At 50.6% G+C, this 25,566-nt stretch carries 24 protein-coding genes, 1 pseudogene and 1 riboswitch; of the genes and pseudogenes, 22 read left to right on the top strand and 3 right to left on the bottom strand.

The features are described 5' to 3' along the window. Positions 1-130: 130 nt before the first annotated feature. Entirely contained in the window at positions 131-1,315 is a 1,185-nt protein-coding gene (gene pobA / locus IJ22_RS00335; RefSeq protein ID WP_062406358.1) for a 4-hydroxybenzoate 3-monooxygenase, read from the bottom strand. Positions 1,316-1,431: 116 nt separating this feature from the next. Beyond that, a complete protein-coding gene (locus IJ22_RS00340; protein WP_062406360.1) occupies positions 1,432-2,367 on the bottom strand; it encodes an amidohydrolase family protein in 936 nt (311 codons plus the stop codon). 282 nt (positions 2,368-2,649) lie between these two features. Here IJ22_RS00340 and IJ22_RS00345 point away from each other — a divergent pair, with 282 nt between their 5' ends. From IJ22_RS00345 to IJ22_RS00410, 14 genes are all read left to right on the top strand, one after another. Next, complete coding sequence (locus tag IJ22_RS00345; RefSeq protein WP_062406362.1) at positions 2,650-4,116, top strand: aldehyde dehydrogenase; 1,467 nt, start codon at positions 2,650-2,652, stop codon at positions 4,114-4,116. Positions 4,117-4,128: 12 nt separating this feature from the next. Further along, on the top strand, positions 4,129-4,917 hold the full coding sequence (locus tag IJ22_RS00350; RefSeq protein WP_418007071.1) for a 2-keto-4-pentenoate hydratase: 789 nt from the start codon (positions 4,129-4,131) through the stop codon (positions 4,915-4,917). 46 nt (positions 4,918-4,963) lie between these two features. Beyond that, positions 4,964-5,848 (top strand): acetaldehyde dehydrogenase (acetylating), encoded by an 885-nt coding sequence (locus tag IJ22_RS00355; protein ID WP_062406366.1) that lies wholly within the window; start codon positions 4,964-4,966, stop codon positions 5,846-5,848. 14 nt (positions 5,849-5,862) lie between these two features. Then, positions 5,863-6,891, top strand: a complete 1,029-nt coding sequence (gene dmpG / locus IJ22_RS00360; protein WP_062406367.1) for a 4-hydroxy-2-oxovalerate aldolase — start codon at positions 5,863-5,865, stop codon at positions 6,889-6,891. Between the two features lie 13 nt (positions 6,892-6,904). Continuing rightward, positions 6,905-7,690, top strand: a complete 786-nt coding sequence (locus IJ22_RS00365) for a 2-keto-4-pentenoate hydratase (protein WP_062406369.1) — start codon at positions 6,905-6,907, stop codon at positions 7,688-7,690. A gap of 30 nt (positions 7,691-7,720) precedes the next feature. Continuing rightward, entirely contained in the window at positions 7,721-7,915 is a 195-nt protein-coding gene (locus IJ22_RS00370) for a 4-oxalocrotonate tautomerase (RefSeq protein WP_054817585.1), read from the top strand. Positions 7,916-7,946: 31 nt separating this feature from the next. Then, positions 7,947-8,777, top strand: coding sequence for a DODA-type extradiol aromatic ring-opening family dioxygenase (locus IJ22_RS00375; protein WP_054817586.1), 831 nt, complete (start codon positions 7,947-7,949; stop codon positions 8,775-8,777). 70 nt (positions 8,778-8,847) lie between these two features. Further along, positions 8,848-10,242: an aromatic ring-hydroxylating oxygenase subunit alpha gene (locus tag IJ22_RS00380; protein WP_062406371.1), complete on the top strand. Its 1,395-nt coding sequence runs from the start codon at positions 8,848-8,850 to the stop codon at positions 10,240-10,242. Continuing rightward, positions 10,235-10,735 carry an aromatic-ring-hydroxylating dioxygenase subunit beta gene (locus IJ22_RS00385; protein WP_054817587.1) on the top strand — a complete coding sequence of 167 codons (501 nt, stop codon included), beginning with the start codon at positions 10,235-10,237 and terminating at the stop codon, positions 10,733-10,735. The genes IJ22_RS00380 and IJ22_RS00385 overlap by 8 nt, the downstream gene beginning before the upstream one ends. Before the next feature lie 106 nt (positions 10,736-10,841). Beyond that, positions 10,842-12,080, top strand: a complete 1,239-nt coding sequence (locus tag IJ22_RS00390; RefSeq protein WP_062406373.1) for an ABC transporter substrate-binding protein — start codon at positions 10,842-10,844, stop codon at positions 12,078-12,080. 81 nt (positions 12,081-12,161) lie between these two features. Further along, positions 12,162-13,031, top strand: coding sequence for a branched-chain amino acid ABC transporter permease (locus IJ22_RS00395; RefSeq protein ID WP_062406375.1), 870 nt, complete (start codon positions 12,162-12,164; stop codon positions 13,029-13,031). Further along, positions 13,028-14,029, top strand: a complete 1,002-nt coding sequence (locus IJ22_RS00400) for a branched-chain amino acid ABC transporter permease (RefSeq protein WP_062406377.1) — start codon at positions 13,028-13,030, stop codon at positions 14,027-14,029. The genes IJ22_RS00395 and IJ22_RS00400 overlap by 4 nt, the downstream gene beginning before the upstream one ends. Next, a complete protein-coding gene (locus IJ22_RS00405; protein WP_062406379.1) occupies positions 14,010-14,771 on the top strand; it encodes an ABC transporter ATP-binding protein in 762 nt (253 codons plus the stop codon). The genes IJ22_RS00400 and IJ22_RS00405 overlap by 20 nt, the downstream gene beginning before the upstream one ends. Beyond that, entirely contained in the window at positions 14,758-15,468 is a 711-nt protein-coding gene (locus IJ22_RS00410; RefSeq protein ID WP_062406381.1) for an ABC transporter ATP-binding protein, read from the top strand. Before IJ22_RS00405 ends, IJ22_RS00410 begins: the two co-directional genes overlap by 14 nt. An 80-nt stretch (positions 15,469-15,548) precedes the next feature. On the opposite strand, the gene IJ22_RS00415 is transcribed toward IJ22_RS00410, so the two are convergent. Continuing rightward, positions 15,549-16,331 (bottom strand): IclR family transcriptional regulator, encoded by a 783-nt coding sequence (locus IJ22_RS00415; RefSeq protein ID WP_062406382.1) that lies wholly within the window; start codon positions 16,329-16,331, stop codon positions 15,549-15,551. A gap of 244 nt (positions 16,332-16,575) precedes the next feature. Between IJ22_RS00415 and IJ22_RS00420 the strand changes: the two genes are divergently transcribed. The 8 genes and pseudogenes from IJ22_RS00420 to IJ22_RS25505 all read left to right on the top strand — a co-directional run. Continuing rightward, a complete protein-coding gene (locus IJ22_RS00420; protein WP_062406384.1) occupies positions 16,576-17,565 on the top strand; it encodes a Gfo/Idh/MocA family protein in 990 nt (329 codons plus the stop codon). A gap of 131 nt (positions 17,566-17,696) precedes the next feature. Then, positions 17,697-17,927, top strand: coding sequence for a cold-shock protein (locus IJ22_RS25500; RefSeq protein WP_074728037.1), 231 nt, complete (start codon positions 17,697-17,699; stop codon positions 17,925-17,927). A 107-nt stretch (positions 17,928-18,034) separates the two neighbouring features. Further along, positions 18,035-18,829, top strand: coding sequence for a TatD family hydrolase (locus tag IJ22_RS00430; RefSeq protein WP_062406388.1), 795 nt, complete (start codon positions 18,035-18,037; stop codon positions 18,827-18,829). Between the two features lie 74 nt (positions 18,830-18,903). After that, on the top strand, positions 18,904-19,089 hold the full coding sequence (locus IJ22_RS00435) for a hypothetical protein (RefSeq protein WP_054817590.1): 186 nt from the start codon (positions 18,904-18,906) through the stop codon (positions 19,087-19,089). Between the two features lie 275 nt (positions 19,090-19,364). Beyond that, a complete protein-coding gene (locus IJ22_RS00440; RefSeq protein ID WP_062406390.1) occupies positions 19,365-21,752 on the top strand; it encodes a YcdB/YcdC domain-containing protein in 2,388 nt (795 codons plus the stop codon). A gap of 156 nt (positions 21,753-21,908) precedes the next feature. After that, the gene (locus IJ22_RS00445; RefSeq protein ID WP_062406392.1) at positions 21,909-23,864 is read left to right on the top strand and encodes an ATP-dependent DNA helicase; all 1,956 of its coding nucleotides are present in this window, start codon (positions 21,909-21,911) and stop codon (positions 23,862-23,864) included. 79 nt (positions 23,865-23,943) lie between these two features. Next, positions 23,944-24,079, top strand: a riboswitch (cyclic di-AMP (ydaO/yuaA leader). A gap of 5 nt (positions 24,080-24,084) precedes the next feature. Continuing rightward, a complete protein-coding gene (locus tag IJ22_RS00450) occupies positions 24,085-24,792 on the top strand; it encodes a CAP domain-containing protein (RefSeq protein WP_062406394.1) in 708 nt (235 codons plus the stop codon). An 83-nt stretch (positions 24,793-24,875) separates the two neighbouring features. Continuing rightward, positions 24,876-25,528, top strand: a pseudogene (locus tag IJ22_RS25505) (sulfatase); the annotation flags it as partial. Between the last annotated feature and the right edge of the window lie 38 nt (positions 25,529-25,566).

A 25,566-nucleotide genomic window follows, 5' to 3' on the forward strand; every position in this document is an offset into this window, starting at 1 on the left:
GAGGTCAATGCAGCGGCCGCCGTCCGGCATTGCAGCTGGAGGCGGCCTACGCCTATAAAGTATACATATCCATAGGAGACCATGCTCAACGGGCGCATCACCTAATCGGTGTGCGCCCGTTGTGTTTTTCTTACCATTCCATGGGGAGCCCGACATAGTTCTCTGCAAGGCTGGTCGAGGCGGCCCGGGAGGAAGTGATATAATCCAGTTCGGCAAGTTGGATACCTCGCTCGAACGGGCTGTGGTCCATATTGACGTGCAGCAGTGATGTCATGAAAGAGGAGAAGCGCTCGGCCTTCCAGATGCGGCGCAGACAGGTCGCGGAATAACGCTCAAGCAGCTCCGTTTTTCTGGTTTTGTAGAAGGCGTCAAAGCCGCGTGCCAGGACTTGGACATCCGCAACGGCCAGATTAAGCCCTTTGGCGCCAGTCGGCGGGACGATATGCGCCGCGTCTCCGGCCAGGAAGAGCCTGCCGTACTGCATCGGATCGCACACAAAGCTGCGCATGGCAATGATGCCCTTCTGAATAATCGGGCCTTCGATCAGTTTCCACCCTTCATCGGTCTCCAGCCTGGCATGGAGCTCCGTCCATATGCGGTCGTCGGACCAGTTGGCGATGTCATCTGTGGGATCGACCTGGATGTAGAGGCGCTGAATCTCCGGTGAACGTGTGCTGAGCAGTGCAAAACCGCGTTCATGATGGGCGTAGACCAGTTCAGGCGCTGACGGCGGTGCTTCGATAAGGATGCCGAGCCAGCCGAGCGGATATTTTTTCTCGTAAGTCTTGCGGACGGTTCCCGGGATCGCCGCTCTGCACGGGCCGTGGAAGCCGTCGCATCCGGCGATAAAGTCACAAACGATTTCCTGGAGCTCTCCAGCTTTGTCCTTGCGGAAACGGATTTTCGGTGTGGCGGTGTCCAGATCGTGCAGGCTGACGTCGCCCGCATTGAAAATCAATTCCCCGCCGGCTTGGAGACGGGCGGCAACCAGATCCTTGATGACCTCATGCTGGGCATATACCGTCACATTCTTTCCGCCGGTAAGCTCATGCATGTTAATGCGGTGGCCCTTGCGGTTGAAGCGAAGCTCGATCCCATGGTGAAAATGCGCTTCCCGGCTAAGCCGTTCGCCGACGCCCGTTGCTTTCATGAGATCGACGGTGCCCTGTTCAAGTACGCCTGCACGGATCGTTCCCTCGATTTCTTCGCGGGTCCGGTTCTCGATGATGACCGACTCTATTCCCTGGAGATGCAGAAGATGCGAAAGCATGAGACCTGCCGGTCCCGCCCCGATAATTCCCACTTGTGTACGCATGGTTGAGACCTCCTGTAATGATGTTATTGGCTTAAATCCCAAATCTATGAAAATCAAAACCTGCCACCGTAACGCAAGCGCTTTCATTCCGGTAAAAAAATGCCGGTCCGAAGCTGTCATCCCATAAGTCCCTTAATGCCGGTTCCGCCGTCGAATTCGGGGGGCCATGAGCAAAGATCGAATGGAAAATCGGAGCCGGGAACCACTTGTTCTTCACCTACCAAATCAATCAGGCAGCGCAAGCTTGCTCCATTCCACAGCACCGTGTCAAACCAGAAACGGCGCAAATAATCGCCGGGAGGGCTTTCCAGCATAGAGGAAACCGCTTTCCATTTGGTATAGCCTTCATTCAAGCGCCCGATCTGGTAAGGCAGAAATCCGCCTCCATGGGCCAGTAATATTTTGACGTTCCGATATTTGTCCAACATTCCGCTCAGCAATAAATCCGCAGCACACACCGTCGTCTCCCAGGGAACGCCGATGAGATTGGGCATCATTCGCTTCTTTAGACGAGGGTCTTCGCACAGTAACGGATGGATAAAAATAATCGCTCTCCGGGCATCGGCTTCCTCCCAGAACGGGGTAAAAAAATCGTCCGTCAGCATCCGATGGGATAGGCCGGGCCCGATAATGGCCCCTTTTAATCCCCACTCCATCGACTGCTTTAATTCTTTTGCCGCAAGAACGGGATTGTTCAGCGGAACGGTGGCCAATGCAGAAATTCTGTCGGGATGGGTCTGGACCCAATCGGCCAGCGATCGGTTATAGACGGCGGAGAGTTCATCTGTGATTTCATCGGGAAAGTCATACATAAAAAGCTGGGGGATCGGTGAAACCAGGGAATGAGCAACGCCGGCCGCTTCCTGTTCCTGCAGGTATCGATGGGGTTCAATAAAAGCCTTTTTCAGTTCAAAGCTCCATTTGCCGTTCACCGTTAGAAAATCTTCCTGATCCGGTGCTCTTCTTTCCCACTTGGCATGGACGGTCTGTTGATGATCCTTCAGCCAGAGCATCACATCCGGGGGAATAAAGTGGGTGTGCACATCAAACATCAAACCACGCTCCTTGCATCGTCCGCTTCATAAGCCACGGTGATCGACGCCAAATTGTTGCATATACAAGAACAATAGTCTTGTATAAGGAAATGTACTTATTTTAGCACAGCCAGGATCACAAAAAAATACTTTAAAAAATAAATTTAATTGTTGCGTATAGAGGAACAATGGTGTTGTATATAAAATGGTCTTCAGGTAAGCTAATAAAAAAAGCAATATGTAAGCGCTGTATTTCAATTTTATTCCAAAAATTCCTTCCAAAAATAAGGAGGTTCACTTATGTCGGCTGTACAAGATCAAGTAAGATCTATGGATTGCAAGCATTTCATAAACGGACAATATATTTCATCCTTCAACGGAAGGACCTTTGATAATATTAATCCGGCAACGGAAGAAGTATTGGGCAAGGTCTCCGAAGGCGGGAAGGAAGAAATTGACCTCGCTGTGGGAGCGGCGAGAAGAGCGTTAAACGGACCGTGGAAAACCATGACCCTCAATGACCGTATTGCCGTGATTCGCCGGATCGGAGATATTATTCTGGAGCGAAAGGATGAGTTAGCCAGGCTGGAATCGCTGGACACCGGCAAACCGTTATGGCTTTCAAGCTCGGTCGATATTCCGCGCTCCGCCTTTAACTTTCATTTCTTTGCCGATTATCTGCGTTCTGTCGGCAACGAAGCTTACCATACGGATGACGTTGCTATCAACTATTCCATTCGTCGTCCAGTAGGCGTCGTCGGCTTGATTAATCCCTGGAACCTGCCTCTGCTATTGCTGACCTGGAAGCTGGCTCCCTGTCTTGCAGCTGGCAATACGTGCGTCATCAAACCGGCCGAATTAACCCCGATGACGGCTACGATCCTGGGGGAAATTTGCCGCGAAGCGGGCGTGCCCGACGGCGTGGTGAACATTGTCAACGGCTTTGGCCCCGATTCCGCCGGTTCGGCATTATCGGAGCATCCCGATGTAGACGCCATTTCCTTCACGGGGGAAACGGAAACCGGGAAAATCATCATGAAGGCGGCCTCCCGGTCGTTAAAAAAGCTTTCTTACGAGCTCGGCGGCAAAAATCCGAATATCATCTTTGCCGATGCGGATCTGGATGAAGTCATTGAAACCACGTTGAAATCGAGCTTTATTAACCAGGGAGAAGTGTGTTTGTGCGGGTCGCGCATTTATGTAGAGCGGCCCGTATACGAACAATTCCTGCACAAATTTACGGCGAAAGCCAAAGAGCTTGTTGTCGGAGATCCGTTTGATCATCATTCAAAGGTAGGGGCGCTTGTAGGGGCGGAGCATTATGAGCGTGTAACCGGCTATATCCGGCTGGCCCAGGAAGAAGGAGGGCAAATTCTGATCGGCGGCAAGCGTCCCGAAGGATTGGAGAGGGGATATTTTCTTGAGCCGACGATCATCACAGGATTAAACCGCAATTGCCGCGTCGTGCGCGAGGAGATTTTCGGGCCGGTGGTAACGGTGATGCCGTTTGATGAAGAAGAAGAAGTCATTGCCCAGGCCAACGATACACACTACGGCTTGAGCGCGTCGATCTGGACCAATGATCTGCGCCGGGCCCATCGGGTAGCAGGCCGGATTGAAGCGGGTATCGTTTGGGTGAACACGTGGTTTTTGCGTGATTTACGGACTCCGTTCGGCGGTATGAAGCAAAGCGGCATTGGTCGTGAAGGCGGTATTCACAGCTTCGAGTTCTATACCGAATTGACGAATGTTTGTATCAAACTATAGGAGGGAATGGCGTTGAGTTCCAGGTTTGATCGGAAAACGATACAATATGCCGAACATCTTGAGAAGGCGGTCGCAGAACGTCAAGGGGTTTCGCCCCTTACGGAGCTTGATCCGGATTTGACGGTGGAGCAGGCCTATCAGGTTCAGCTTTATGGCATTCAAAAGCAGGTGGACGCCGGACAGCGCATCGTCGGAAAGAAAATCGGCCTGACCTCCCTTGCCATGCAGCAATTGCTAGGCGTGGATCAGCCGGATTACGGCCACTTATTGGATAGTATGGCGGCGGAAAACGGGAGCCAAATCACTTTGGACCGGGTACTACAGCCTAAAGTCGAAGCCGAGATTGCTTTTGTGCTGAAGCAGGACTTGGCGGGGCCGGGGATTACGGTGATGGATGTCTTGAAAGCCACCGATTATATTATTCCTGCTCTGGAAATTGTGGACAGCAGGATAGCCGACTGGAAAATTAAACTGCAGGATACGATCGCCGACAACGCTTCTTCCGGACTTTATGTGTTAGGGGGAAAGCCTCATTCCGTAGATCAGATCGATCTTGCACAGCTTGGCGTCGTTCTGTATAAGAACGGCGAAATCATGAACACAGGGGTGGGCGCGGCCGCTTTGGGACACCCGGCTGCATGCGTGGCTTGGCTGGCCAATAAATTATCCGAGTTTGGCATTGTACTCAAAGCAGGCGAGGTGATTCTCTCAGGCGCTCTTTCCGCTGCCGTAAATGCCGGGCCGGGAGATTCTTTCCTGGCGAGATTTGCCCATTTAGGCGATGTCAAGGTTCGATTTTAGCGTTCAAGCATGAAGGGTACCGAAGATATGAAAGGAGTGGGCTTCCATGTCCAAAATCAAAGCAGCCATTCTGGGATCAGGTAATATCGGCACGGATTTGATGCTGAAATTAGAGCGCTCCAACATACTGCAGTTAACCGCCATGATCGGTATTGATCCGGAGTCCGACGGTCTGCTTCGCGCCAAAGAGCGGGGATTCGAAACGATTACTACGGGGATCAAGGGATTTCTGGAGCGTCCGGAGCTTGCGGACATTGTGTTTGATGCGACTTCCGCCAAAGCGCATATCCGCCATGCGAAATTATTGAAGGAAGCGGGAAAGCGCGTGCTTGATTTGACCCCTGCCGCCGTCGGCGCTTTGGTCATTCCTCCGGTCAACCTTGGCGAGCATATCGCAGAGGACAATATTAACCTCGTGACTTGCGGAGGACAGGCGACCATCCCGATCGTTCATGCGATCAACCGGGTCAGTCCGGTGCAATATGCGGAAATTGTTGCGACAATATCCAGTAAAAGCGCAGGACCGGGAACGCGTGCGAACATTGACGAATTTACGCAAACAACGGCACGGGGGATTGAAGTTATCGGAGGGGCGCAAAAAGGAAAAGCCATTATTATTTTGAATCCGGCCGAGCCACCTATTCTTATGAGGGACACGGTGTATGCTTTAGTGGCGGAAGAACAATTGGACGAGGACAAAATCAAGGATTCGATTCACGCTATGGTCAAATCGGTACAATCTTACGTTCCCGGCTATCGGCTGAGAACGGAGCCCATCTTTGAAGGAAATAAAGTCACCGTATTTCTGGAAGTGGAAGGCGCGGGGGATTACCTGCCGAAGTACTCGGGCAACCTCGATATCATGACGGCCGCAGCCGTGAAGGTGGCCGAAGAATTGGCGCAGCACCGTTTGACGCAAAAAGCGATATAAAGGAGGGAGCATTCATGACGCAAGATAAGCGGATTTTAATCACCGAAGTGGCATTGCGTGACGGAAGCCATGCGATCGCCCACCAGTATACCGTAGACCAGGTGTCCAAAGTGGCCAAAGCGCTGGATGAAGCGAACATCCCTTATATTGAGGTGTCTCATGGAGACGGGCTGGCCGGTTCGTCCCTGCAGTATGGCCTATCCCGCACCCATGAGCTGGAATTGATTGAGGCTGCGGTAGCGGTATGCCGGCAAGCCCGGATAGCCGTACTGCTTTTGCCCGGCATCGGTACGATGGAAGAGCTGAGGCAGGCCGCAAACCTGGGCGTCAAAATGGCGCGTATTGCTACCCATGTGACAGAGGCGGATGTGTCGGCGCAGCATATCGCTTTAACCAAGGAGCTTGGATTGGAAGCGGTTGGATTTCTGATGATGTCCCACATGGCTCCGGTCGAAAAGCTTGTTGAACAGGCCAAATTGATGGAGAGCTACGGAGCGGATACCGTCTATGTCGTCGACTCGGCGGGAGCCCTTCTCCCTCATGAAGTGAAAGAGCGGATTCGGGCCCTTCGGCAGCATCTGGGCATTCCGATCGGATTCCATGCACATAACAATTTATCGCTTGCCATGGCCAATACGTTGGTGGCTATAGAAGAAGGGGCTACCCGAATCGACGGCAGCGTTCGCTGCCTGGGAGCGGGAGCCGGAAATACCCAAACGGAAGTCTTAATTGCCGTTTTGGAACGATTAGGTTTATCTACAGGGGTTGACTTGTACAAAATGATGGACCTGGCGGAAGAGATTGTAGCGCCTATCCTCCAGGTGCCGCAGGAGATCACGAGAGACAGCCTGGTGATGGGGTATGCGGGTGTCTACTCCAGTTTTCTGCTTCATGCAAAGCGTGCAGCCCAAAAATTCAATATTGATTCGCGGGACATTTTAATTGAACTTGGCAGGCGGAAAGTGGTCGGCGGTCAAGAAGATATGATTGTGGATGTAGCGGCGGAAATCGCCAAATCCAGGCAGGAGCCTGCTGTCCGTTAGGGGAGGGAAGAAGATGCGCGCGCTCGATTTTAAATCTACAGCCGAATTTCTGCACCGGGCCGAAATGGAGAAACGTGAAGTTGTTCGAATTACGGCTGATTATCCTGACATGACCATAGAGGATGCCTATCAAGTGCTCGCTGGATTGGTCGCGATCAAACGTCAGCGGGGGCATCGGATCATCGGACCGAAAATGGGTCTAACCAGCCAGGCCAAAATGAAGCAAATGAACGTGGAAGAGCCGATTTACGGATATATATTCGACTATATGGCGGTTCCCGAAGGCGGAACGGTTTCGATGCGGGAATTGATCCATCCTAAAGTGGAGGCGGAGATCGCCTTTGTCATGGGCAAAGATATGGAAGGCCCGGCCGTTACGGGAACCCAGGTGCTTGCCGCTACGGAGTATGTGGTGCCGGCGCTCGAGATTATCGATAGCCGTTACGAAAATTTTAAATTTACCTTGCCGGATGTCATTGCCGACAATGCTTCCTCTTCCAGGGTGGTATTTGGAACCGTGCTTCAACGCCCTGATAACCTGGAGCTGGATTTGGTCGGCGTGACCCTCTCGATCAATGGGGAAATCAAGGATTTGGGGGTGGGAGCCGCCGTCCTGGGACATCCGGCCAATTCGGTTGCTATGCTGGCCAATATGCTGGCCAGAAAAGGCGAGAAAGTAAAAGCGGGAGACATCATTTTGACCGGAGGTATAACAGGCGCCCTGATCTTGAACGCCGGCGATACGATAACGGCAAAGTTTGACGGATTGGGGCAGGTTGGCTTTAGGGTGACAGAATAAAACTATACCGTAAGCGGAGGATTCCATACGATGCCCATTGTGAATATTCAACTGCTGGAAGGAAGATCCGAAGAGAAGGTCAAGGAAGTGATTCGGAATGTTACGGAGACGGTATGCCATACACTGGAAGTAAAAAAAGAAAGCGTCCGTGTGATTGTCACTGAAATACCGAAAACACACTGGGGGATCGGCGGAGTATCCGTGTCGGATATTCCGGGCAGATAAATTGTGAATGAACATGGAGGAGGAAATGTAAATGTCCATTGAATTGGGTTTACTGGTACCCCACACGCCTCGTATGTGCCATGAGGAGCAAGCACCGGCGTTTCAAAAAGAATTGGTTCGATCCATGCATGAAGCCGCAGATGTGATTGCAAGCCTGAAACCGGATGTCATCGTCCTCATCTCCTGCCATTGGATGTCGAGCTTTCACCATCTTGTGGATGCGACACCGCATCACAAAGGCATTCTAACGGCGTTTGAATGTCCCGAATTGATTTCCGATGTTCCCTATGAATATCCCGGAGACGAGCAGCTGGGGAGCCGGTTGGTGGAGGCGGGCCAGCAGGCCGGACTTTCCGTCGTAAAAGTAAATGATCCGACCTATGTGTGGGATTATGGAACTGTTGTCCCTCTCCGGTATCTCGTGCCCAAGGGGGACATCCCGGTTATCGATCTTTCCGTGACATGGGCGGCAAATTTGGAAGAAACCTATCAGTGGGGGCAGCAAGTAGGAAAGGTATTGCGGGAAAGTGAAAAGCGGGCCGTTTTTGTAAGCAGCGGAGCGCTTTCCCACAATCTTGTGAGAGGTCCCGAGGTCATGCCGTCCATATCCGAACAGGCGCTGGATAAACAATTCCTGGACTATCTCAATCACAATGATTTGCAATCGGCATGGAAGATGCTTCCCCAATATGCCAAAGCGGCGTCCGTTGAGTCCGGGGGCCGCCATCTGGCGATGCTGCTCGGAGTGCTGGAAGGAAATTATACAAGCAAATATTACGGATACGGGCAATCTTCGGCAAGCGCCAATGTGGTGATGACTTTTCAGCCCGGATCGACAGAATCCGCCCATATCACGGCATAAGAACCGGAACAGACCCGAATAGATCTTCCGCTTCTTGTGAATCCGCAAACTGCAAGGAGGATTGGGAATAATGCTGAAACAGGAGTTAGACAAAAACGTATTTCAGGCACTCAAAGAAAAGATGAAGCAGGGCTTGCTTCCCCAGTGGATATTAACGGATCCTCAAATTTACGAGATGGAAATCGACAAGATATTTGCTCATACGTGGCAATTTTTAGCGCATGAAACGGAACTGAAGGAACCCGGAAGCTATGTGACAAGATGGATGGTCAATGATCCGGTTTTGCTGGTGAAGACCAATAGCGGGGAGCTGAAGGCATTTCTCAATTCCTGCCCGCATCGGGGAACACAATTATGCACTGCTGATTTCGGAAGAAAGAAAACGCTTACTTGCCCATACCATGGGTGGAGCTTTAACTTGAACGGCGACCTCATTGGCGTCGTAGCCGGTGACAAGGTGTATGGCGGAGAAATGAAAAAGGATGAGTGGGGGCTGCGTCCCATTCCTCAGGTCGGCGTGTACCAAGGCATGATTTTTGGCAATTTGGACCCGAATGCCATGCCGTTGGAAGATTATCTTGGAGATATGAAATGGTATATGGACATCATGCTGGGTCGCAGCGACGGAGGCATGGAGGTCAGGGGACTCCCGCAGCGATGGGTAGTGAATACCAATTGGAAGCTGGTATTGGAGAACTTCTCTGGAGATCCCTATCATGTCCAAACCACGCACCGTTCGACGGTTGAAATGGGCATCAGTCCGCAGGACCCGCTGTATGCCGGTTACGGGCATCAAGTGGTGCTGCAGCATGGACATGGAGTGAACGTGATCACGGCCTCCGCTCCGGGCAAACCGCAAAGACCCCCGTATCAAGGCTTACCCCAAGAGATGTGGCCGATGTTCGAAAGAAACTTGAATGAGGATCAATTAAAGGTTTTCTCGAAAGCAACCGTTCTTGTAGGTTCCATTTTCCCGAATTTGTCGTTCGTCAGTCCGGTGCATGGAAGTGAAGGGCATTTGCACAATTACTTGAATTTCCGCGTATGGCGCCCGCTAGGTCCGGAGAAAATTGAGATTTGGTCCTGGTTTATGATCGATAAGGCCGCATCGGACGAATACAAAGAAGACGCCTATAAAGGCTATATCAGCTCCTTCGGCCCTTCGGGCACGTTGGAGCAGGACGATACGGAGATTTGGATCCGCGTGACCCAATCAAGCAAAGGGATCATGGCCCGAAGCAAAGACCACAGCTATAACAATCTGCTCAATTATTTAATGGGTCTTGACCGGGTACTGCCGGATGACACGTGGCCCGGACCCGGCGTTGCCTATCCGACTTGTTATCTGGATGCGATATCCAGAGCAACCCATGAGTATTGGTTGGAGCTTCTTACCGGGGAAGGACCGGAAAGTGAACAGGAAATGATGCGAAAGGAATATGCGGGGGGCCATGGCGATGAATAGTGAGCTGCAACTCCAAATTACCCGCTTTCTTCACCGGGAAGCCTTTTTGCTGGACGACCGGCGGTTTGGGGAATGGCTGGATTTATTTACGGACGACATCATTTATCGAATGCCTCTTAGGGCGACACGCGAAAATAAAGAGGGCTCCAGCATTGTGGAAGAGATGACTTTTTTTGAAGAAACCAAAACATCGTTGACCACGCGCGTGAAAAGGCTGGATACCGCATCGGCCTGGGCGGAGAATCCGGCTCCGAGAACCCGTCATTTTATATCGAATATTTTTGTCGAATCGGGTTCTGATGAGAACGGGTTCGAGGTCAGAAGCTATTTTTTGTTCAAGCGAAGCAGAGCGGGAGATATTGCAACGGAAGAAATCTTTGGAGAGCGGCTCGATGTGCTCCGGAAAGTAAACGGCCAATGGAAAATCGCTTCGAGGACGATCTATCCTGATCAAACCGTATTAAATGTGATGAATTTAAGTATGTTTTTATGAACCAAAGCACGTTTGGAATGATTTAGGGGGGACAAAAGTAAAGCGCTTACTTTGAATGGGGTTTTATCATGCGGTCTTACATTTTGAATTGAGGGGGGCACATGCAATGGGATTGAAAATAAAAAAACATAAAATCGTTGCGATCATGCTGGCCGTGATGCTGATGTTTCTTGCCGCTTGCGGCAGCAATAACAGTACCGGTCCCGCCGGCAGCTCATCATCCTCCGGCGGCGGGGATCAGCCTGTAAAGATAGGGGCTATTCTGTCCTTTTCCGGAAATTTTGCTCCATTGTCTGAAAGTATTAAACAAGGAATGGAGCTGTATTTTGAGCTGAACGGCAATAAAATCGGCAACCGTCCTGTAACCATCAAATACGAGGATGACGAAGCCAGTCCTCAAGTCGCCCTCCGCAAATACCGGCAGCTGGTCGAAAGCGAGAAAGTCGATATCCTTGCGGGCCCTATTTCCTCCGCCGTTGTTTACGCACTGCGCGATGTGATCGAGAAGGACAAAGTGGTGTTGATTGATGCCAATGCGGCTGCCAACGATATTTCGTGGGACAAGAAAAGCGATTATATTTACCGCGTCTCCATATCCAACTGGCAGGACGGTACGCCGGGAGCCGAATATATTTATAAAAATATCGGGAAAAGGGCCTACGTCCTTGCACCTGACTATCCGGCCGGCCACGAAACGATAGAGGCCTTTAAGGCGGCCTTCATTCAAGCGGGCGGCGAAATTGTCAAGGAAGCCTGGCCAAAGCTGGGGACGAATGATTACGCCACTTACCTGACGGATATTTTAAACACGAAGCCCGATCTTGTCTTCCCTTTCCTGGCCGGAACCGACGCCATCCGCTTCGTGCAGCAATACGAGCAATTCGGCGTAAAAGGCAAGATTCCATTAACCGGAACCCAGGAGTTTTTGGACCCGTTAGTGACCGACCCGGCCGGAAAAGCCGCTGAAGGAATTATCGGGGCCACGATGTATACCGCTTCACTGGATAATCCGACCAACCATAAGTTTGTCGAAGAGTTTACGAAGAAATACAACAAAACACCGAACTACTTTAATGTTCAAGGATACGATACGGCGCAGGTCATCAGCAAAGCCATAGAGAAGGCGGGCAGTACGAAGTCCGAGGATTTAATCAAGGTGTTGAAGGATATCACTTTCAGCAGCCCGCGCGGCGAACTGGCAATGGATCCGAAAACGCACAATCTGGCTTTGGATATGTATTTGGCGAAAAACGTATGGAAAGACGGAAAGATTGCGCAGGAAATCATGGGAATAGCCGCAAAAGGGCTCAAAATACCGGAAACGCCGCCGGCTAAGACGAATTAACAAGCCATATCCAAGGGGGGGCTTGTCCCCCCGTTTTATTATCCAATGCGTCTATGGCCTTGAAGGAAAGAGGAGGATACCATGGCTGGTACAACGCTGCTCATGCATATTTTGAATGGTTTGGCCTACGGCATGCTTTTGTTTATGATCGCCGCGGGGCTATCCATTATCTTCGGATTAATGCATATCGTCAATTTGGCACACGGTGCTTTTTACTTGGCGGGAGTATATATCGCCTATACTTTTGTCAAGCAGAACATGGGATTTTGGCCTTCCTTGCTCATATCGATAATCATTGTTGCCATCCTTGGCATCCTGATGGAGAAATTTCTGCTCGAACGGGTGTACGGCAAGGAGCTTGAGCAGGTACTGCTGACGTTCGGGCTTGCCTTTATATTTGCCGATCTGGTGAAGTGGATCTGGGGAACGAGCCCTTTGACACTGCCTGTTCCGGCTGCGCTGGATGCTTCAATGAACTTGGGGGTGATCACGTTCCCGGCGTACCGGATTTTTGTTATCTTCGTCGGCTGTCTTCTTGCGGTTCTGCTGTGGTATATGGAAAATAAAACGCGCATCGGCGCCATCATACGGGCCGGAGTGGATGATCGTGAAATGCTGTCCGCGCTTGGCATTCATATTAAAGTCGTATTTACCTCCATATTCGCGGTGGGAGCCGCGCTGGCTGGTTTAAGTGGTGTATTGGGCGGGCCGATCATGGGGATGTATGTGGGCATCGATTCGGAAATCTTGATTTCATCCCTCGTCATTGTCGTGGTTGGCGGTCTCGGAACATGGAAAGGGGCCTTTATAGGGGCGATTTTAATCGGCGTCGTCGATACGTTGGGACGTGTCTGGTTCCCTTCGTTTACGATGGCCATGGTTTTTGCCATTATGATCATTGTTTTATTGCTGAAGCCTAACGGCCTGTTTGGAAGGGGGGCTCATGCTTGAAAAAAAGCACCTTATCGCTTAGCGCCGCCCTTGTCGTTTTTACCCTGCTGCTGCCCCTTGTTCTTTCGTCGTATGGCCTGAAATTGACAAGCGAAGTGCTGATTATGGCCATTTTTGTCATGAGCCTCGGGCTGATTATCGGCTTTGCGGGGCTTGTATCGCTGGGGCACGCCGCTTTTTTTGGAGTAGGCGCTTATGCGGTGACATTGATTGGCGAACACTTGGACAATACTTATGTGCTGCTCCTTGCGGCTATTGTTTTATCGGGGTTCGCCGCTTTCGTTTCCGGATTGCTGTTTATCCGTTCGTCGGGAGCATATTTTTTAATGATTACGTTGGCGTTTGGGCAGATGCTGTACGCCATTGCGTATAAAATGGAGAATTTGACCGGGGGGGTTGACGGTAAGGCGGTTGCGGCGAGCTTCAACCTAGGTTCAGGCGAAATTCACAGCCGACTGGGATTTTACTATGCAGCCGCTGTGGCATTTCTTGTGAGTTATTTTTTGCTCCGCGCATTGATCTCATCACCGTTAGGAAAAGGCATTAAAGGGATAAAGGAAAACGAATTGCGCATGACGGCGCTCGGATACAATACGCGGCATTACAAGCTGATCGTGTATTCCTTGTCCGGCATGATGGCCGGCTTTGCGGGCGGACTTTATGCCTACTTTAATGAATACGTTTCGCCCGATCTGCTGCATTGGGGTTACTCCGGCCAAGCGCTGATCATGGTTATCGTAGGCGGCGTCGGAACCTTGATCGGGCCGGCTGTCGGCGCGGGCTTTTTCGTCATTCTGCAAAATTATATCAGCTCCTATACGGACCGTTGGCCGATCGTGATGGGCTTGATTTTTGTCGCCATCGTCCTTTATGGACGGGGAGGGGTCATTCACATCGCAGATTTGGTATGGAGCAAAATCAGACCCAAACGGAGTACCAAACGGGATAACCCTGTGCTTCCAAAGGAGGAGAACGGCTTTGAGTCTGCTAAAGGTTGAACGTCTGTACAAATCGTTTAAAGGATTGCAGGTGTTGAAGGATGTATCTCTGGAAGTGCAGGCCGGTGAGCGTCATGTCCTGATCGGACCAAACGGAGCCGGAAAAACGACGCTTTTTAATTGTATTACCGGGACTTTGCCGATCGATGAAGGAAGCGTTGAGGTGAACGGCAGACAAATCAGCGGCCTTCCTGCCTTTACGGCTGTCCGTGTCGGGATGTCCAGAACCTTTCAAAAAAATAATCTGTTCGGCAGCTTGACCGTTGAAGAAAACCTGCATCTGGCCATCATCGCATGCAAGCCGTACCGGTTTAACTTTTTTAAGCCCTACTACCAATATAATGAATTGTTAACGGAAGCCGAAGAACTGCTGAAGCAGTGGAATCTTTGGGAACGCCGCGGCCGCATCGTCAATGAGCTTTCTTACGGCGAACAAAGGCTGCTGGAAGTGCTGCTCGCCCTGGCCTGCAAACCGCAAATTCTGCTCCTCGACGAGCCGACATCGGGCATGTCTCCCGCGGAGACGGTTCAAACCACCAAGCTCATTCAGAGCATGCCGCGTTCCATTACCCTGCTGGTCATTGAGCATGATATGGAAGTGGTGTTTTCGATTGCCGACCGCATCACCGTTTTGCACCACGGTGAAGTGTTTTTAAGCGGCGCTCCGGAGGAAATTCGCGGCGACGAGCGGGTCAGGGATATTTACTTCGGGGGAGGTAAGCTGCAGCATGCTGAAGCTTGACGAAGTTCATACGTATTACGGAAACAGTCATATTTTGCAGGGCCTCTCCTTTGAAGTGCCCCAAGGGAAGTGCGTGGCTCTTCTCGGCCGGAATGGAGCGGGCAAAACGACCACGATTCATTCCATCGCCGGCTTGACGCCCCCGCGCAAGGGAACCATTACGTATAGGGGCAAACCGGTTTCCGGGCTGCCGTCTTACAAAATCGCGCGCCTTGGCATCGGATTGGTGCCCCAGGGAAGGCGCATTTTCCCTTCGTTGACCATCCGGGAGAATTTGACGGTGCCCGCCAAAGACAGCCGGCAGAAGGATAAGGGGCATAAGAGCTGGGATTTGGAGAGCGTGTATGCATTGTTCCCGGTTCTCAGGGAGCGCGAACACAACATGGGTACCCAACTGTCAGGCGGGCAGCAGCAAATGCTGGCGATCGGAAGAGCATTAATGACCAATCCGCAGTTTATCCTGATGGATGAGCCGTCGGAAGGATTAGCTCCCGTCATGATTGAACAGGTGGGGGATATCATTAAAAAATTGAAGGAAACCGGCCTATCCATTCTGTTGGTAGAACAAAATTTTTATTTGGCATGCGATGCGGCCGATGAAGTCTTGGTGATGAACAAAGGGCAAATCGTGTGGAAGGGTACGCCGGGGGAGCTGTTGGCAAACGAGGACATTCAGCATCAATATTTGGGAGTGTAAGCGAGCGAGGAGACGGCTTCGGCAGTCTCCTTTGTTTCGCTGCGGCTTTTAGCTGACAGAGGTCTTTAACGCAACAACGTTTAATGCCGCTTTCTATAGCCCAGCCTGACGGAGATTTCGTTGGCGGCGCTAATGATTTTGTGGATGTATCCCTTCAGGTTGGCGGGATTCATGCGATGGGTAGGGCCGATGACGGTCAATGTATTGACCACCTGGTTTGTATAGTCCCGGATGGGTGCTGAAATCGATGTGACCCCTTCTCTCAACTCTTCAACCGATACGGTGTATCCTTGCTCTCTGGCTTTTTTGATGAGGTTGAGGATCGTTTCGGGATCGGTATTCGTTTTTGTCGTGTAGGCTTTCAGTTCACCCCCAAGAATACGCCGGACGACCTGCTCGTCCTGATAGGCGAGCAGCACCCTTCCCGAGCTTGTGCAGTAAGCGGGATTCCTTCTGCCGATATGGGTCAGGATTTGGATGGGATGTTTACACTCAACCTTCTTAATATAGATGACATCCGTGCCGTCCAATACCGCAATATGGCACGTTTCCTGAATGTCGTCCACGAGTTTATGCAGTACCGGCAAGGATTCCCTTTCAACTTCCAGATTGCTGGTGACGATCGTGTTCAAATTCAAAATCGACAACCCCAGCCGATATTTTTGCGTTTCATGATCCTTGGTGACGAATCCCTCGCTTGCGAGCGTACTCAGCAGTCGGCTGACCGTGCTTTTTCCTAACCCCAGCGATTTGGCCAAATCGGTTACTTTTTTCTCCGGCTCATCCAAGGAAAAGCTGTTTAAAATACGAAGGGCGTTTTTAACGGACGAAAGTACATAATCGTTATGGTTCGAATGGTCCATGGAGCAGTCTCTCCCTTTAGCGCTGTCGCATATTGTTGCATATAAAAGAACACTAATCTTGTATATAGAACAAATGTATCATAGACTCCGTACAACCGCAATCGGTAAAATGGCTGGTATCTTAACGCTTCGCGGCCGAAGTGGACGCAGCCCGGGAAGAGATATAGAATGAAATGGGGATCGCCGGGAAGCCTGTCAGGCGCTATCCCAAGATGACATAATAAATATCGGAAAGGAAGTCCATATGATACGTTTTGCTGTTATCGGAACCAACTGGATCACGGAGGAGCTCATCAAGGCGGCCCGGGAAATCGAAGACTTCGCCTTGACGGCTGTGTATTCCCGTACGGAAGAGAAGGCCAAGGAATTTGCGGCCAAGCATGATATTCCTCACCTATTTACGGACTTGGGGAAGATGGCGCAAAGCGATGTGTTCGATGCGGTTTATATTGCCAGCCCGAATTCATTTCATGCGCAGCAAGCGATTCTCTGCATGAGTCACGGCAAGCATGTATTGTGCGAAAAGCCGATAGCCTCCAATACCCAAGAATTGCGTAACATGATAGCGGCGGCGAAAGAGAATCATGTCCTGCTCATGGAAGCCTTAAAGTCAACGCTGCTTCCGAATTTTCAGGCCATCCGGGAGCACTTGCATAAAATAGGTCCGGTACGCCGTTATTTTGCCGGCTATTGTCAATATTCCTCGCGCTATGACGCCTATAAGCAGGGAACCGTTTTGAATGCGTTCAATCCTGTTTTTTCTAATGGTTCTTTGATGGATTTAGGCGTGTATTGCATCTATCCTATGGCAGTGCTGTTCGGGAAGCCGGAACAGATCAAGGCCTCCGGCATCCTGCTCGGGTCCGGGGTGGACGGGGAAGGAAGCATACTGATGAAGTACAAGGAGATGGAGGCGGTCATCATGCACTCCAAAATTTCAAGCTCTTACCTGCCGTCCGAAATTCAAGGAGAATACGGCACCATGATCATCGATAAAATCAACCAGCCGGAAAAAGTGGAAATCCGCTATAGAGACGGCAAGGTTGAAGAGCTGACGCGGCCCCAAAGAAGCCAATCGATGTATTATGAGGTCAAAGAATTTATCGATTTGTTGAAAGCCGGGAGAACGGAATCGGCGACGAATTCTCATGCCCATTCCATGACCACTTTGGAAATTATGGACGAGGCCAGACAACAAATCGGACTTCAATTCCCGGCGGATCAGGAAAAATAATCCGAACTTGCCATTCGGTGCAGGCTGTGATAAGATGTTATAAAGCTGTGATAAACGAATCCAAAAGCAAGCTGCTCTTAACAAGTGTTGAGAGCAGCTTTTCTTTTTTGGACCAAAGGAGAAGGAAAACGATGAATTTTCGCAAAAAGTCATTAGAGGAAATCCCTGAGGAATACACAAGGATTTGGTCTTGCGAGACGGAAGGCTGTAATGGATGGATACGGGACAACTTTGCTTTCGAGCATGTGCCAACTTGCTGGAAGTGCCTCTCCCCCATGACTAGCAGCATGAAGATGCTGCCTCTCCTTGTAAATTCGAATGGCGATCTGAAATCGCTCAAGAAAGGCATACGGATTTCATAGCCTCTGGCAGCAGTTTTCTTCCCGGATTGCGTTTATTTCAGATACCTAAAACCGTACAAGCAGCAGGATGCTTGTAAGAACTCTCCCATATTGGAGTTGGATGAACCATGTATCCTATCATTGATGCTCACGTGCATTTGGATTTATATGAACCGGCGGTGCTGGAGAAACTGCTTCAATCCTGTGATTTATATCGGATTCAAGGGCTGCTGACGGTTTCGATGAATGCGGAATCGTGCCTGCGCAATCTCCGGTTGAAGCGTCAGCTCCCGCATGCTGTTTTTCCCGCATTCGGCTATCATCCGGAGCAGGCGCCGCCTGCCGAAGAAGATATGGAAAATTTATTCGAATGGATGGATCGGCACCGGGATGAAATGGTGGCGATCGGCGAGATCGGACTTCCCTATTACATGCGTAAAGCGGCGGAGAACAGAGGCGAGCATTTCAATGATGAGCCCTATTTGCTTCTGTTGGAACGCTTTGTTCAGTTGGCTGTCCGGCTGGATAAACCGGTGGTGCTGCATGCCGTATATGAGGATGCGGAGAGGGTATGCGATTTGCTAGAGAAGCAAGGAGCAGAGAAAGCTCATTTCCACTGGTTCAAGGGAAGCGGGAAGACAATGGCAAGGATGATGAAGAGAGGCTATTACGTTTCGGTAACGCCTGATGTGGTATACAAGCCGGAGATTCAAGCGGTGGTTCGTGCGTACCCGCTCGAACTTCTGATGGTGGAAACGGACGGTCCGTGGCCTTTTCGAGGCGTATTCGAGGGTCAAACGACCCATCCGCGTATGATTCGTGAATCCATTAGGCAAATATCTATGCTGAAGGGAATGCCGGAACAAGAAGCAGCGATGGTGTTATTCGAAAATACACGGCGCTTTTACAATCTGCCGTTGTAATCGATACACAGGTCTAGAACCATATAAATCTCCTGATCATATGATATTTCTATAAAACATAGGAGGTGGGATATATGGATAAATTTCTGACCTATGTAGGCGGGTTGATAGGTGGATATGCACTGATTAAAGTGCCGGTAGAAGAAATCACAGCACTGTCCGGTTTAAATACAATCCTCGACGTAGTCGGCTCTCTGGCCGTCATCGTTTTTGGAGGAACATTGGTCGTTCGCGGCGTTTTATCGCTTTTAGGAAAATAATTACAAAGCAAAAACTCCGTTTATTCAATCCTTTAACAGCTGCCTATGTTAAGGGATTTTTTTATTGCTATTATATCTCCTAACCAATTATACGGTTTCTTTTAGATTGCTATTTTGTCTGGAACAAGGCAGGCTCAATGTATTCTCCCGAATCAACATGAAGCATGACATAGACTTAATATAAAATCATGCAATTTCGGAACTTTTTGGAACGGATTGCGTAAATAGATTTCAGAAAGCCATTGAAAAAATAACAAATACGGAGTGTGATAGGGATGAATCGACGGCCCCATCGCGGGAGATTCAAAGGCAAGCTGGTGATGCTGTCCGCGCTCAGCTTAAGTCTTCTTCCGTTAACGGCTCATGCGAACGAGATCAGTACGGGCACCAGTTCGGCGGCTGCAGCTTCCGTCAGCGGTTTTAATGCTTCCTCCGGAACTGCACCTTCTGCTGCCAAGGAAGCAAAACAGATGAAAGCGGAGGCCAAGATTACGAAGGATGAAGCGGTCGCCATCGTGAGAAAACTTTTTCCGAAATTGCAGGATGCGCAGCCGGTACGTGTGGAGCTTGGAGATTCCCACTCGTATCCTCCCCAATATCAGAACGTTTGGACCATCGGCTGGCAGATTACATTCGGCAACAGCAGCTACGGCTTCGACAGTAAAGTCGACTCGATCACCGGCGATCTTCTGCAAACCCATCTGCATTTCCCGACGGATGAGGGCAATGAAGCGTATTATCCGCCGAAGGTTTCCAAAGAAGAGGCGCTGGGGCTGGCCAAAGCATTTATTCAGAAAGCTTCACCGACCTTATCGCTTGACAGCCTGAAGCCCGTGGACCAGTCTCCATACACCAATCAGGCGCTTTTCGGTCCGGTGCAGTATGAATTTTCTTTTACCACTTTAGTTCATGGATTGGCCCATCCCGGGGGACATATTTCAGTAACGATCAACGGCAACGGAGAGGTCACAGGCTATTACCGGAACGTGGTTACTGCCGATTATCCATCTCCTGAGCCCGCCATCACCCCGGAAGAGGCCGCCAAGAAGTTCGTGCCCCTAAGGGATTTAACCCTGCAGTATGTCCCGGTGAATCAGCCGAATTTCAAGGGCAAGAGCTGGTTTCTCGGTTGGGTGCAGCCTTTTTATGCCGACTTAAGTATCGATGCACTAACCGGTGAATACATTAACTTCACGGGTGCAGTCGTTCAGCCTGAAAAGGTTCAATATAAAGACATTCAAAAGACGGATAAACTGTTTACCGTGACAACGGGCAAAGGCGAAAACCAATTATTGACAGGTGAGCAGGCGGCGGAGCTTGTCGAGCGAGTGGCGTCCATTCCGGGCAATCGCACGAGATCCACGCAGAGCCTTAATACATATTGGTCGGACGTGAATAAGAAGGTTTGGAATATTACCTGGATGGAAGCGGCGCCTGCCGGTCCTTATCCTTATAGCGGTCAAACAAACGCCGTGGTGGATGCGCGAACCGGACAAATTCTGGAGTTCCGCGTGGATCGTATGGCTCCCCCATGGACGAATCCAAAGCCGGATACGGAGAAGACAACGGCTGCAATCTCTCAGGCTGAAGCCGAAAAGAAGGCTTTGGCTCTGATTAACGAGTTGTATCCGAATGCGTCGGAAGAATTAAAATGGCTGTCCCCCGATCCGTATGCCGCACCGGCGGGAGATGAACAAACCTTTGGATTCCGATTCCAGCGATTCTATAAGGGGATCCCTGTCGGAGGGGATTCCGTGAGCATTATATTGGATGCCCAGGGCCAATTGAAGAGCTATCAGAGCACGCGTTCAGATCAATTGGAAGCGGGTACGGCTTCCCTTGCAGCGAATATAACGAAAGCTCAGGCTGAAGCCATCTTTTTGGAGGGCATATCACAGGAATTGCAGTACAAAAACTTTGGCGGTTTTTATACGGAAAGTCAATATGTGGAGCCCGATATCAAGCTGGTCTATCAACAAACGTACAAAGACAGTGCGAAAAACGGTTATGTGATCGATGCGGCGAACGGCCGGTGGCGGGCTACCTTCGTCAATCCTGTGAGCACCGTTGAAAGATCGGTGGAAATGCCTGTCGATATTGCGGGGCATTGGGCACAGAAAGATTTGGAGACGATGATCCGGCACAACATCTTATCCGCAGATTCAAGCGGCCAATTGCATCCTGATAAGACGATCACGTTAGGCGATTGGCTTCTTATGGCGTCTCAGGCGGTACATCCGCATTATGCGAATTCCTATTATGACAGAAATGCCAAGCCGGCGTTCGAAGATATCGACGAGCAGAGTCCTTACTATGCAGCCGCCCAGCTTTTTGTTCAGTTGAAGTGGCTTGATCCGAAGAAAACGCCGCAGCTTCGTCCGGAGGAAACTCTAACGAAGGAAAAGCTGGCGGTTCTGCTGACTCAAATGATCAAGTACAATAAGCTTGCGGAACAACTGCAGCAGAATCCGCAGTTGAATTTCGAGGATTCGGAACTCATTGCCGAGAAAGGCGCCGTCTGGCTGATCACTCAGCTGGGTGTGCTCGATGGTTCCGTCCGGAAGTTCAATCCGCAGGGAGAAGTGACCAAAGCCCAAGCGGCAACCGCTCTGATGAGACTTGTTCATTTACAGGGCAAACTGGACCAGAAGATAGCCATGTAATGTCCTGATCCGGCAGTCCAAACCAGTCCAAACCTTTTTTATAGGAGGTTTGGACTGTTTTTTTGTTGCATATCTGCCGGGACCGTGTGATAATATGGGGTTGTCATATGGAAGAAAAGTCTTCTCGATTTTGATTATCATGGAGGCAAAATCATAGTGGAGCGTTACCCTTTTACTTATGATCATTCTCAACCGTTCATCCGGCAGGCCGGCGAATGGATAGCGGATGTCTTTTACGATATTCTGCCGGAAGCCGGTTTCGAAGTCCGCGATGAACAGATTTATATGGCTTTCCAATTGGAACGGGCGTTTGCCGAGAAACAAACCATTTTTGCGGAGGCGGGAGTGGGGACGGGGAAAACGCTTGTTTATTTGTTATATGCGATTTGTTACGCCCGTTATATGCGAAAGCCGGCTGTGATCGCCTGTGCGGACGAGTCTTTAATTGAACAACTGGTCAAGCCGGAAGGGGATATCGCAAAGCTGGCGAAGCACCTGAGCCTGGCCGTTGACGCCAGGCTGGGGAAGTCTGCGGACCAGTATCTTTGTCTGGTCAAGCTGGACAAAGCAAGATTCAGGGACGAGGATGCGGAAATGTTCGAGCAATTATACGAAGAGCTGCCCGGGTTTGTTCATTCTCATGAAACCCTGCAATCGTTTTATGCTTACGGCGACCGGAAGCAATATCCGCATTTGAATGACGAGCAATGGAGCAAGATCAATTGGGATGCTTTCCAGGATTGCTTCGTATGCGACAAAAGGCACCGCTGCGGGCAAACGCTCTCCCGCGAGCATTACCGCCGATCTGCCGATTTGATCATTTGTTCGCACGATTTTTACATGGAGCATGTGTGGACGTATGAGAGCAGGAAGCGGGAAGGGCAGCTGCCGCTGCTGCCGGATCACTGTGCGGTCGTATTTGATGAAGGGCATTTGCTGGAATCTGCCGCGCAGAAGGCGCTGACCTATAAATTAAAGCATGACGTGTTTGAAGAACTGATTACCCGGCTGCTGCAGGGGGAAATACGCGAATCATTGGCTGTGCTCATTGACGAGGCGATTGCGCAAAGCGAGACGATGTTTGACTGGTTAAGACGCCGGAGCAGAGAGATTCCCGGTTCGGACCGGAAGGAGCTTCTGCTCGACGATCGGCTGCTTCAGGAAATACACCGGTTCCGGACGGTGCTTGCAGCGATTGAAGAAGAGCTCGTGTTTGAAAGCGGTCTTCACACCTTGAATGAATATCAGCTCCGCATTGTCGAAGAGCATCTTGAAATGATGCAGAAAGCATTGAGTCTTTTCCAGCGATCGGAGTCATTGGTATGCTGGTTGACGGAAAGCGGGAGCGGAGCGGCTTTGGTGATCATGCCGAGAACCGTCAAGGAAGTGCTTCGGGAGCGGGTGTTTGGCTCGAACATGCCTATCGTTTTTTCATCGGCCACACTATCCGTGGAGGGCTCCTTCCGTTATGTAGCGGAAAGTCTCGGGATCGAGCAATATTTGTCCTTTTCCGTTGACTCTCCATATGAATACGAACGGCAAATGGAAGCGATCGCGCCTCATTGGTCTGCCGGCGGGACATTTTCGGAGAAAATGGAGGCCGCTGTCTCGCTGCTCGAACGAACGGAAGGAAGAGCGCTGCTGCTGTTTCCGGCGAAAGCCGAACTGCAGCGGTTTAAACGGGAGATTGCGTCGTATCCCGAACTCTTCGGGAAAATGCGCTTCTTGTTTGAAGGCGATCAGGAAATCAGCCATCTTATCGCTTCTTTTCAGCATGACGAAACGAGTGTTCTATGCGCCGTCAGCTTGTGGGAGGGACTCGACGTACCGGGGCCGTCCTTGTCCAATGTCATCATATGGTCGCTGCCTTTTCCGCCTCAAGATCCGGTCTTTATGGCCAAACGCAGAGCGGCGGAGTCTCCTTTTGAAGAGGTCGATCTGCCTTATATGCTGCTGAGGCTCCGGCAAGGGATGGGACGATTGATTCGCTCCCGTGAGGATCGGGGGATCGTGGCCATTCTATGTGCAGAGCTGCACAGGCAGCCCATGCTGCGGGCCCGCGTTGAAGCTGTGCTGCCGCCGGGGGTTTCTCTCAAAAATTCGCTAGCTTAGGGGACAGTTGGTAAACTTTGTGTCATGAAATCTCATTGTATCCGTGTTACAATGGTTTCCGTTCCTGTTTAGGAATGCGACATCAAAAAGGCCGAAGCTTAATTCGTAAGCGCGGGGGAACCCATATCCTTGGGGTGAAGCCACTATGGTGGCCGGGTGGTTGCTCTTTGACCCGAATCCGTCAGCTAACCTCGCAGGCCGTAAAAAGGAGAGGAATGCAGTGAAAGGTTTTAAGAAGTTGGTTTTGACAGGTGTTTTGGCACTTGGCCCGATCATTGGCGCCGGCGCGGTTTCAGCTGCTCCGTCGCACACGGTATCAAGCAACGATACCCTGTGGGCGATCTCCCAGAAATACGGTATCAGCCTGAAATCGCTTATTACGGTGAATCCGCAATTGGTTAACCCAAATCTAATATGGCCAGGAATTGTGCTTAATATTCCCGGTAAGTCAACGGGTACAGGTTCGGGTTACGGTACAGGCTCAGGTTACGGTACAGGCTCAGGTTACGGTTCGGGTAACGGATCGCAGCAGGGAACAGGAACAGACAGCACGACACAGTCTTCTTATGCCAGCCAAGTGGTAAATTTGGTGAACCAGGAACGTGCCAAAGCCGGTTTAAGCCCGCTTGCCAGCGACAGTGCATTGACGAAGGTGGCTTTAGACAAGGCAAAGGACATGTATGAAAAAGGCTATTTTGACCATAATTCTCCTACCTATGGGTCTCCTTTTGATATGATGCGCTCTTATGGCATCCGTTATACCTACGCGGGTGAAAATATTGCCAAAGGGCAAAGAACACCGCAAGAGGTAATGGATTCATGGATGAACAGTCCGGGACACCGTCAAAACATTATGAGCCCGAACTTCAACAAAATCGGAGTGGCTTATTATAATGGCGTGTGGGTACAGATGTTTATCAAAAATTAATTCGGACTAAAAGAACAGACTGTTGAGAATGTCTCAGCAGTCCTTTTTTGTTTGCCATGATATTTTAATGCGACATAGCTTCTGCTGGATTAAAGACGGTATTGGTCAGTCCTTTCGCGGAACGGCATTCGTCCTGGACGTTTTATGCAGGCTTCAATGAAATCCATAATACCGGCAAATGCGGAATGGAATCGGCCGAGGAAGTGACGCCTGCCGTACTGAATTGGATTGAGCACAATGCCCGGAAGATTTCGGCAATCCGTTTGCCGGCGATCCTCTGCCGGCGTGGATTGCAGCCTCCCTGCTGAAGGGTCAGGAGGCGGGACGCGACTATCTGGTCGTTTCGCAATGTGCGCACGTCTGCCAAAGAAGCGTTCGTTTCGGGTCATGGCTCTATGTCCGAACGTATCATGACGGGTACCATTTATTCGATCAAGAGATGCTATTCGATCTCGACAGCGATCCTTATGAGCAAACGAATTTGGCTGCGGAGCATCGCCAAGTTTGCCGAGATGCGGTATATTATTTAAATGAGTGGCATGACCACATGATGGAGACGATGCCTTTCGATACAGATCTGCTCTGGACGGTGATGAAAGAGGGAGGACCTTATCATGCCAAAGGATTTTTGCCGAAGTATGCGCAGTGGTTGGAACAGACAGGACGCGGTCATGCGATTACAGAGCTAAAACGGAGACATCCTGCGGAATTCGGTCATGGCCGTCCGAAGGGATAAGACCTCCGTTGAACGGTGGAGGAGGATTGAAATGAATG

This window comes from Paenibacillus naphthalenovorans (assembly GCF_001465255.1).
In the GTDB taxonomy this organism is placed as follows: Bacteria; Bacillota; Bacilli; order Paenibacillales; family NBRC-103111; genus Paenibacillus_G; species Paenibacillus_G naphthalenovorans.

Excerpts from the sequence above, each read along its gene's own strand:
- IJ22_RS00435 (WP_054817590.1), top strand. The coding sequence starts at position 18,904 with ATGGATAAATTTCTGACCTATGTAGGCGGGTTGATAGGTGGATATGCA.
- IJ22_RS00340 (WP_062406360.1), bottom strand. The coding sequence starts at position 2,367 with ATGTTTGATGTGCACACCCACTTTATTCCCCCGGATGTGATGCTCTGG.
- IJ22_RS00415 (WP_062406382.1), bottom strand. The coding sequence starts at position 16,331 with ATGGACCATTCGAACCATAACGATTATGTACTTTCGTCCGTTAAAAAC.
- IJ22_RS00375 (WP_054817586.1), top strand. The coding sequence starts at position 7,947 with ATGTCCATTGAATTGGGTTTACTGGTACCCCACACGCCTCGTATGTGC.
- IJ22_RS25500 (WP_074728037.1), top strand. The coding sequence starts at position 17,697 with ATGAATTTTCGCAAAAAGTCATTAGAGGAAATCCCTGAGGAATACACA.
- IJ22_RS00355 (WP_062406366.1), top strand. The coding sequence starts at position 4,964 with ATGTCCAAAATCAAAGCAGCCATTCTGGGATCAGGTAATATCGGCACG.
- IJ22_RS00370 (WP_054817585.1), top strand. The coding sequence starts at position 7,721 with ATGCCCATTGTGAATATTCAACTGCTGGAAGGAAGATCCGAAGAGAAG.
- IJ22_RS00380 (WP_062406371.1), top strand. The coding sequence starts at position 8,848 with ATGCTGAAACAGGAGTTAGACAAAAACGTATTTCAGGCACTCAAAGAA.
- IJ22_RS00395 (WP_062406375.1), top strand. The coding sequence starts at position 12,162 with ATGGCTGGTACAACGCTGCTCATGCATATTTTGAATGGTTTGGCCTAC.
- IJ22_RS00420 (WP_062406384.1), top strand. The coding sequence starts at position 16,576 with ATGATACGTTTTGCTGTTATCGGAACCAACTGGATCACGGAGGAGCTC.
- IJ22_RS00440 (WP_062406390.1), top strand. The coding sequence starts at position 19,365 with ATGAATCGACGGCCCCATCGCGGGAGATTCAAAGGCAAGCTGGTGATG.
- IJ22_RS00410 (WP_062406381.1), top strand. The coding sequence starts at position 14,758 with ATGCTGAAGCTTGACGAAGTTCATACGTATTACGGAAACAGTCATATT.
- pobA (WP_062406358.1), bottom strand. The coding sequence starts at position 1,315 with ATGCGTACACAAGTGGGAATTATCGGGGCGGGACCGGCAGGTCTCATG.
- IJ22_RS00365 (WP_062406369.1), top strand. The coding sequence starts at position 6,905 with ATGCGCGCGCTCGATTTTAAATCTACAGCCGAATTTCTGCACCGGGCC.
- dmpG (WP_062406367.1), top strand. The coding sequence starts at position 5,863 with ATGACGCAAGATAAGCGGATTTTAATCACCGAAGTGGCATTGCGTGAC.
- IJ22_RS00430 (WP_062406388.1), top strand. The coding sequence starts at position 18,035 with ATGTATCCTATCATTGATGCTCACGTGCATTTGGATTTATATGAACCG.
- IJ22_RS00345 (WP_062406362.1), top strand. The coding sequence starts at position 2,650 with ATGTCGGCTGTACAAGATCAAGTAAGATCTATGGATTGCAAGCATTTC.
- IJ22_RS00390 (WP_062406373.1), top strand. The coding sequence starts at position 10,842 with ATGGGATTGAAAATAAAAAAACATAAAATCGTTGCGATCATGCTGGCC.
- IJ22_RS00385 (WP_054817587.1), top strand. The coding sequence starts at position 10,235 with ATGAATAGTGAGCTGCAACTCCAAATTACCCGCTTTCTTCACCGGGAA.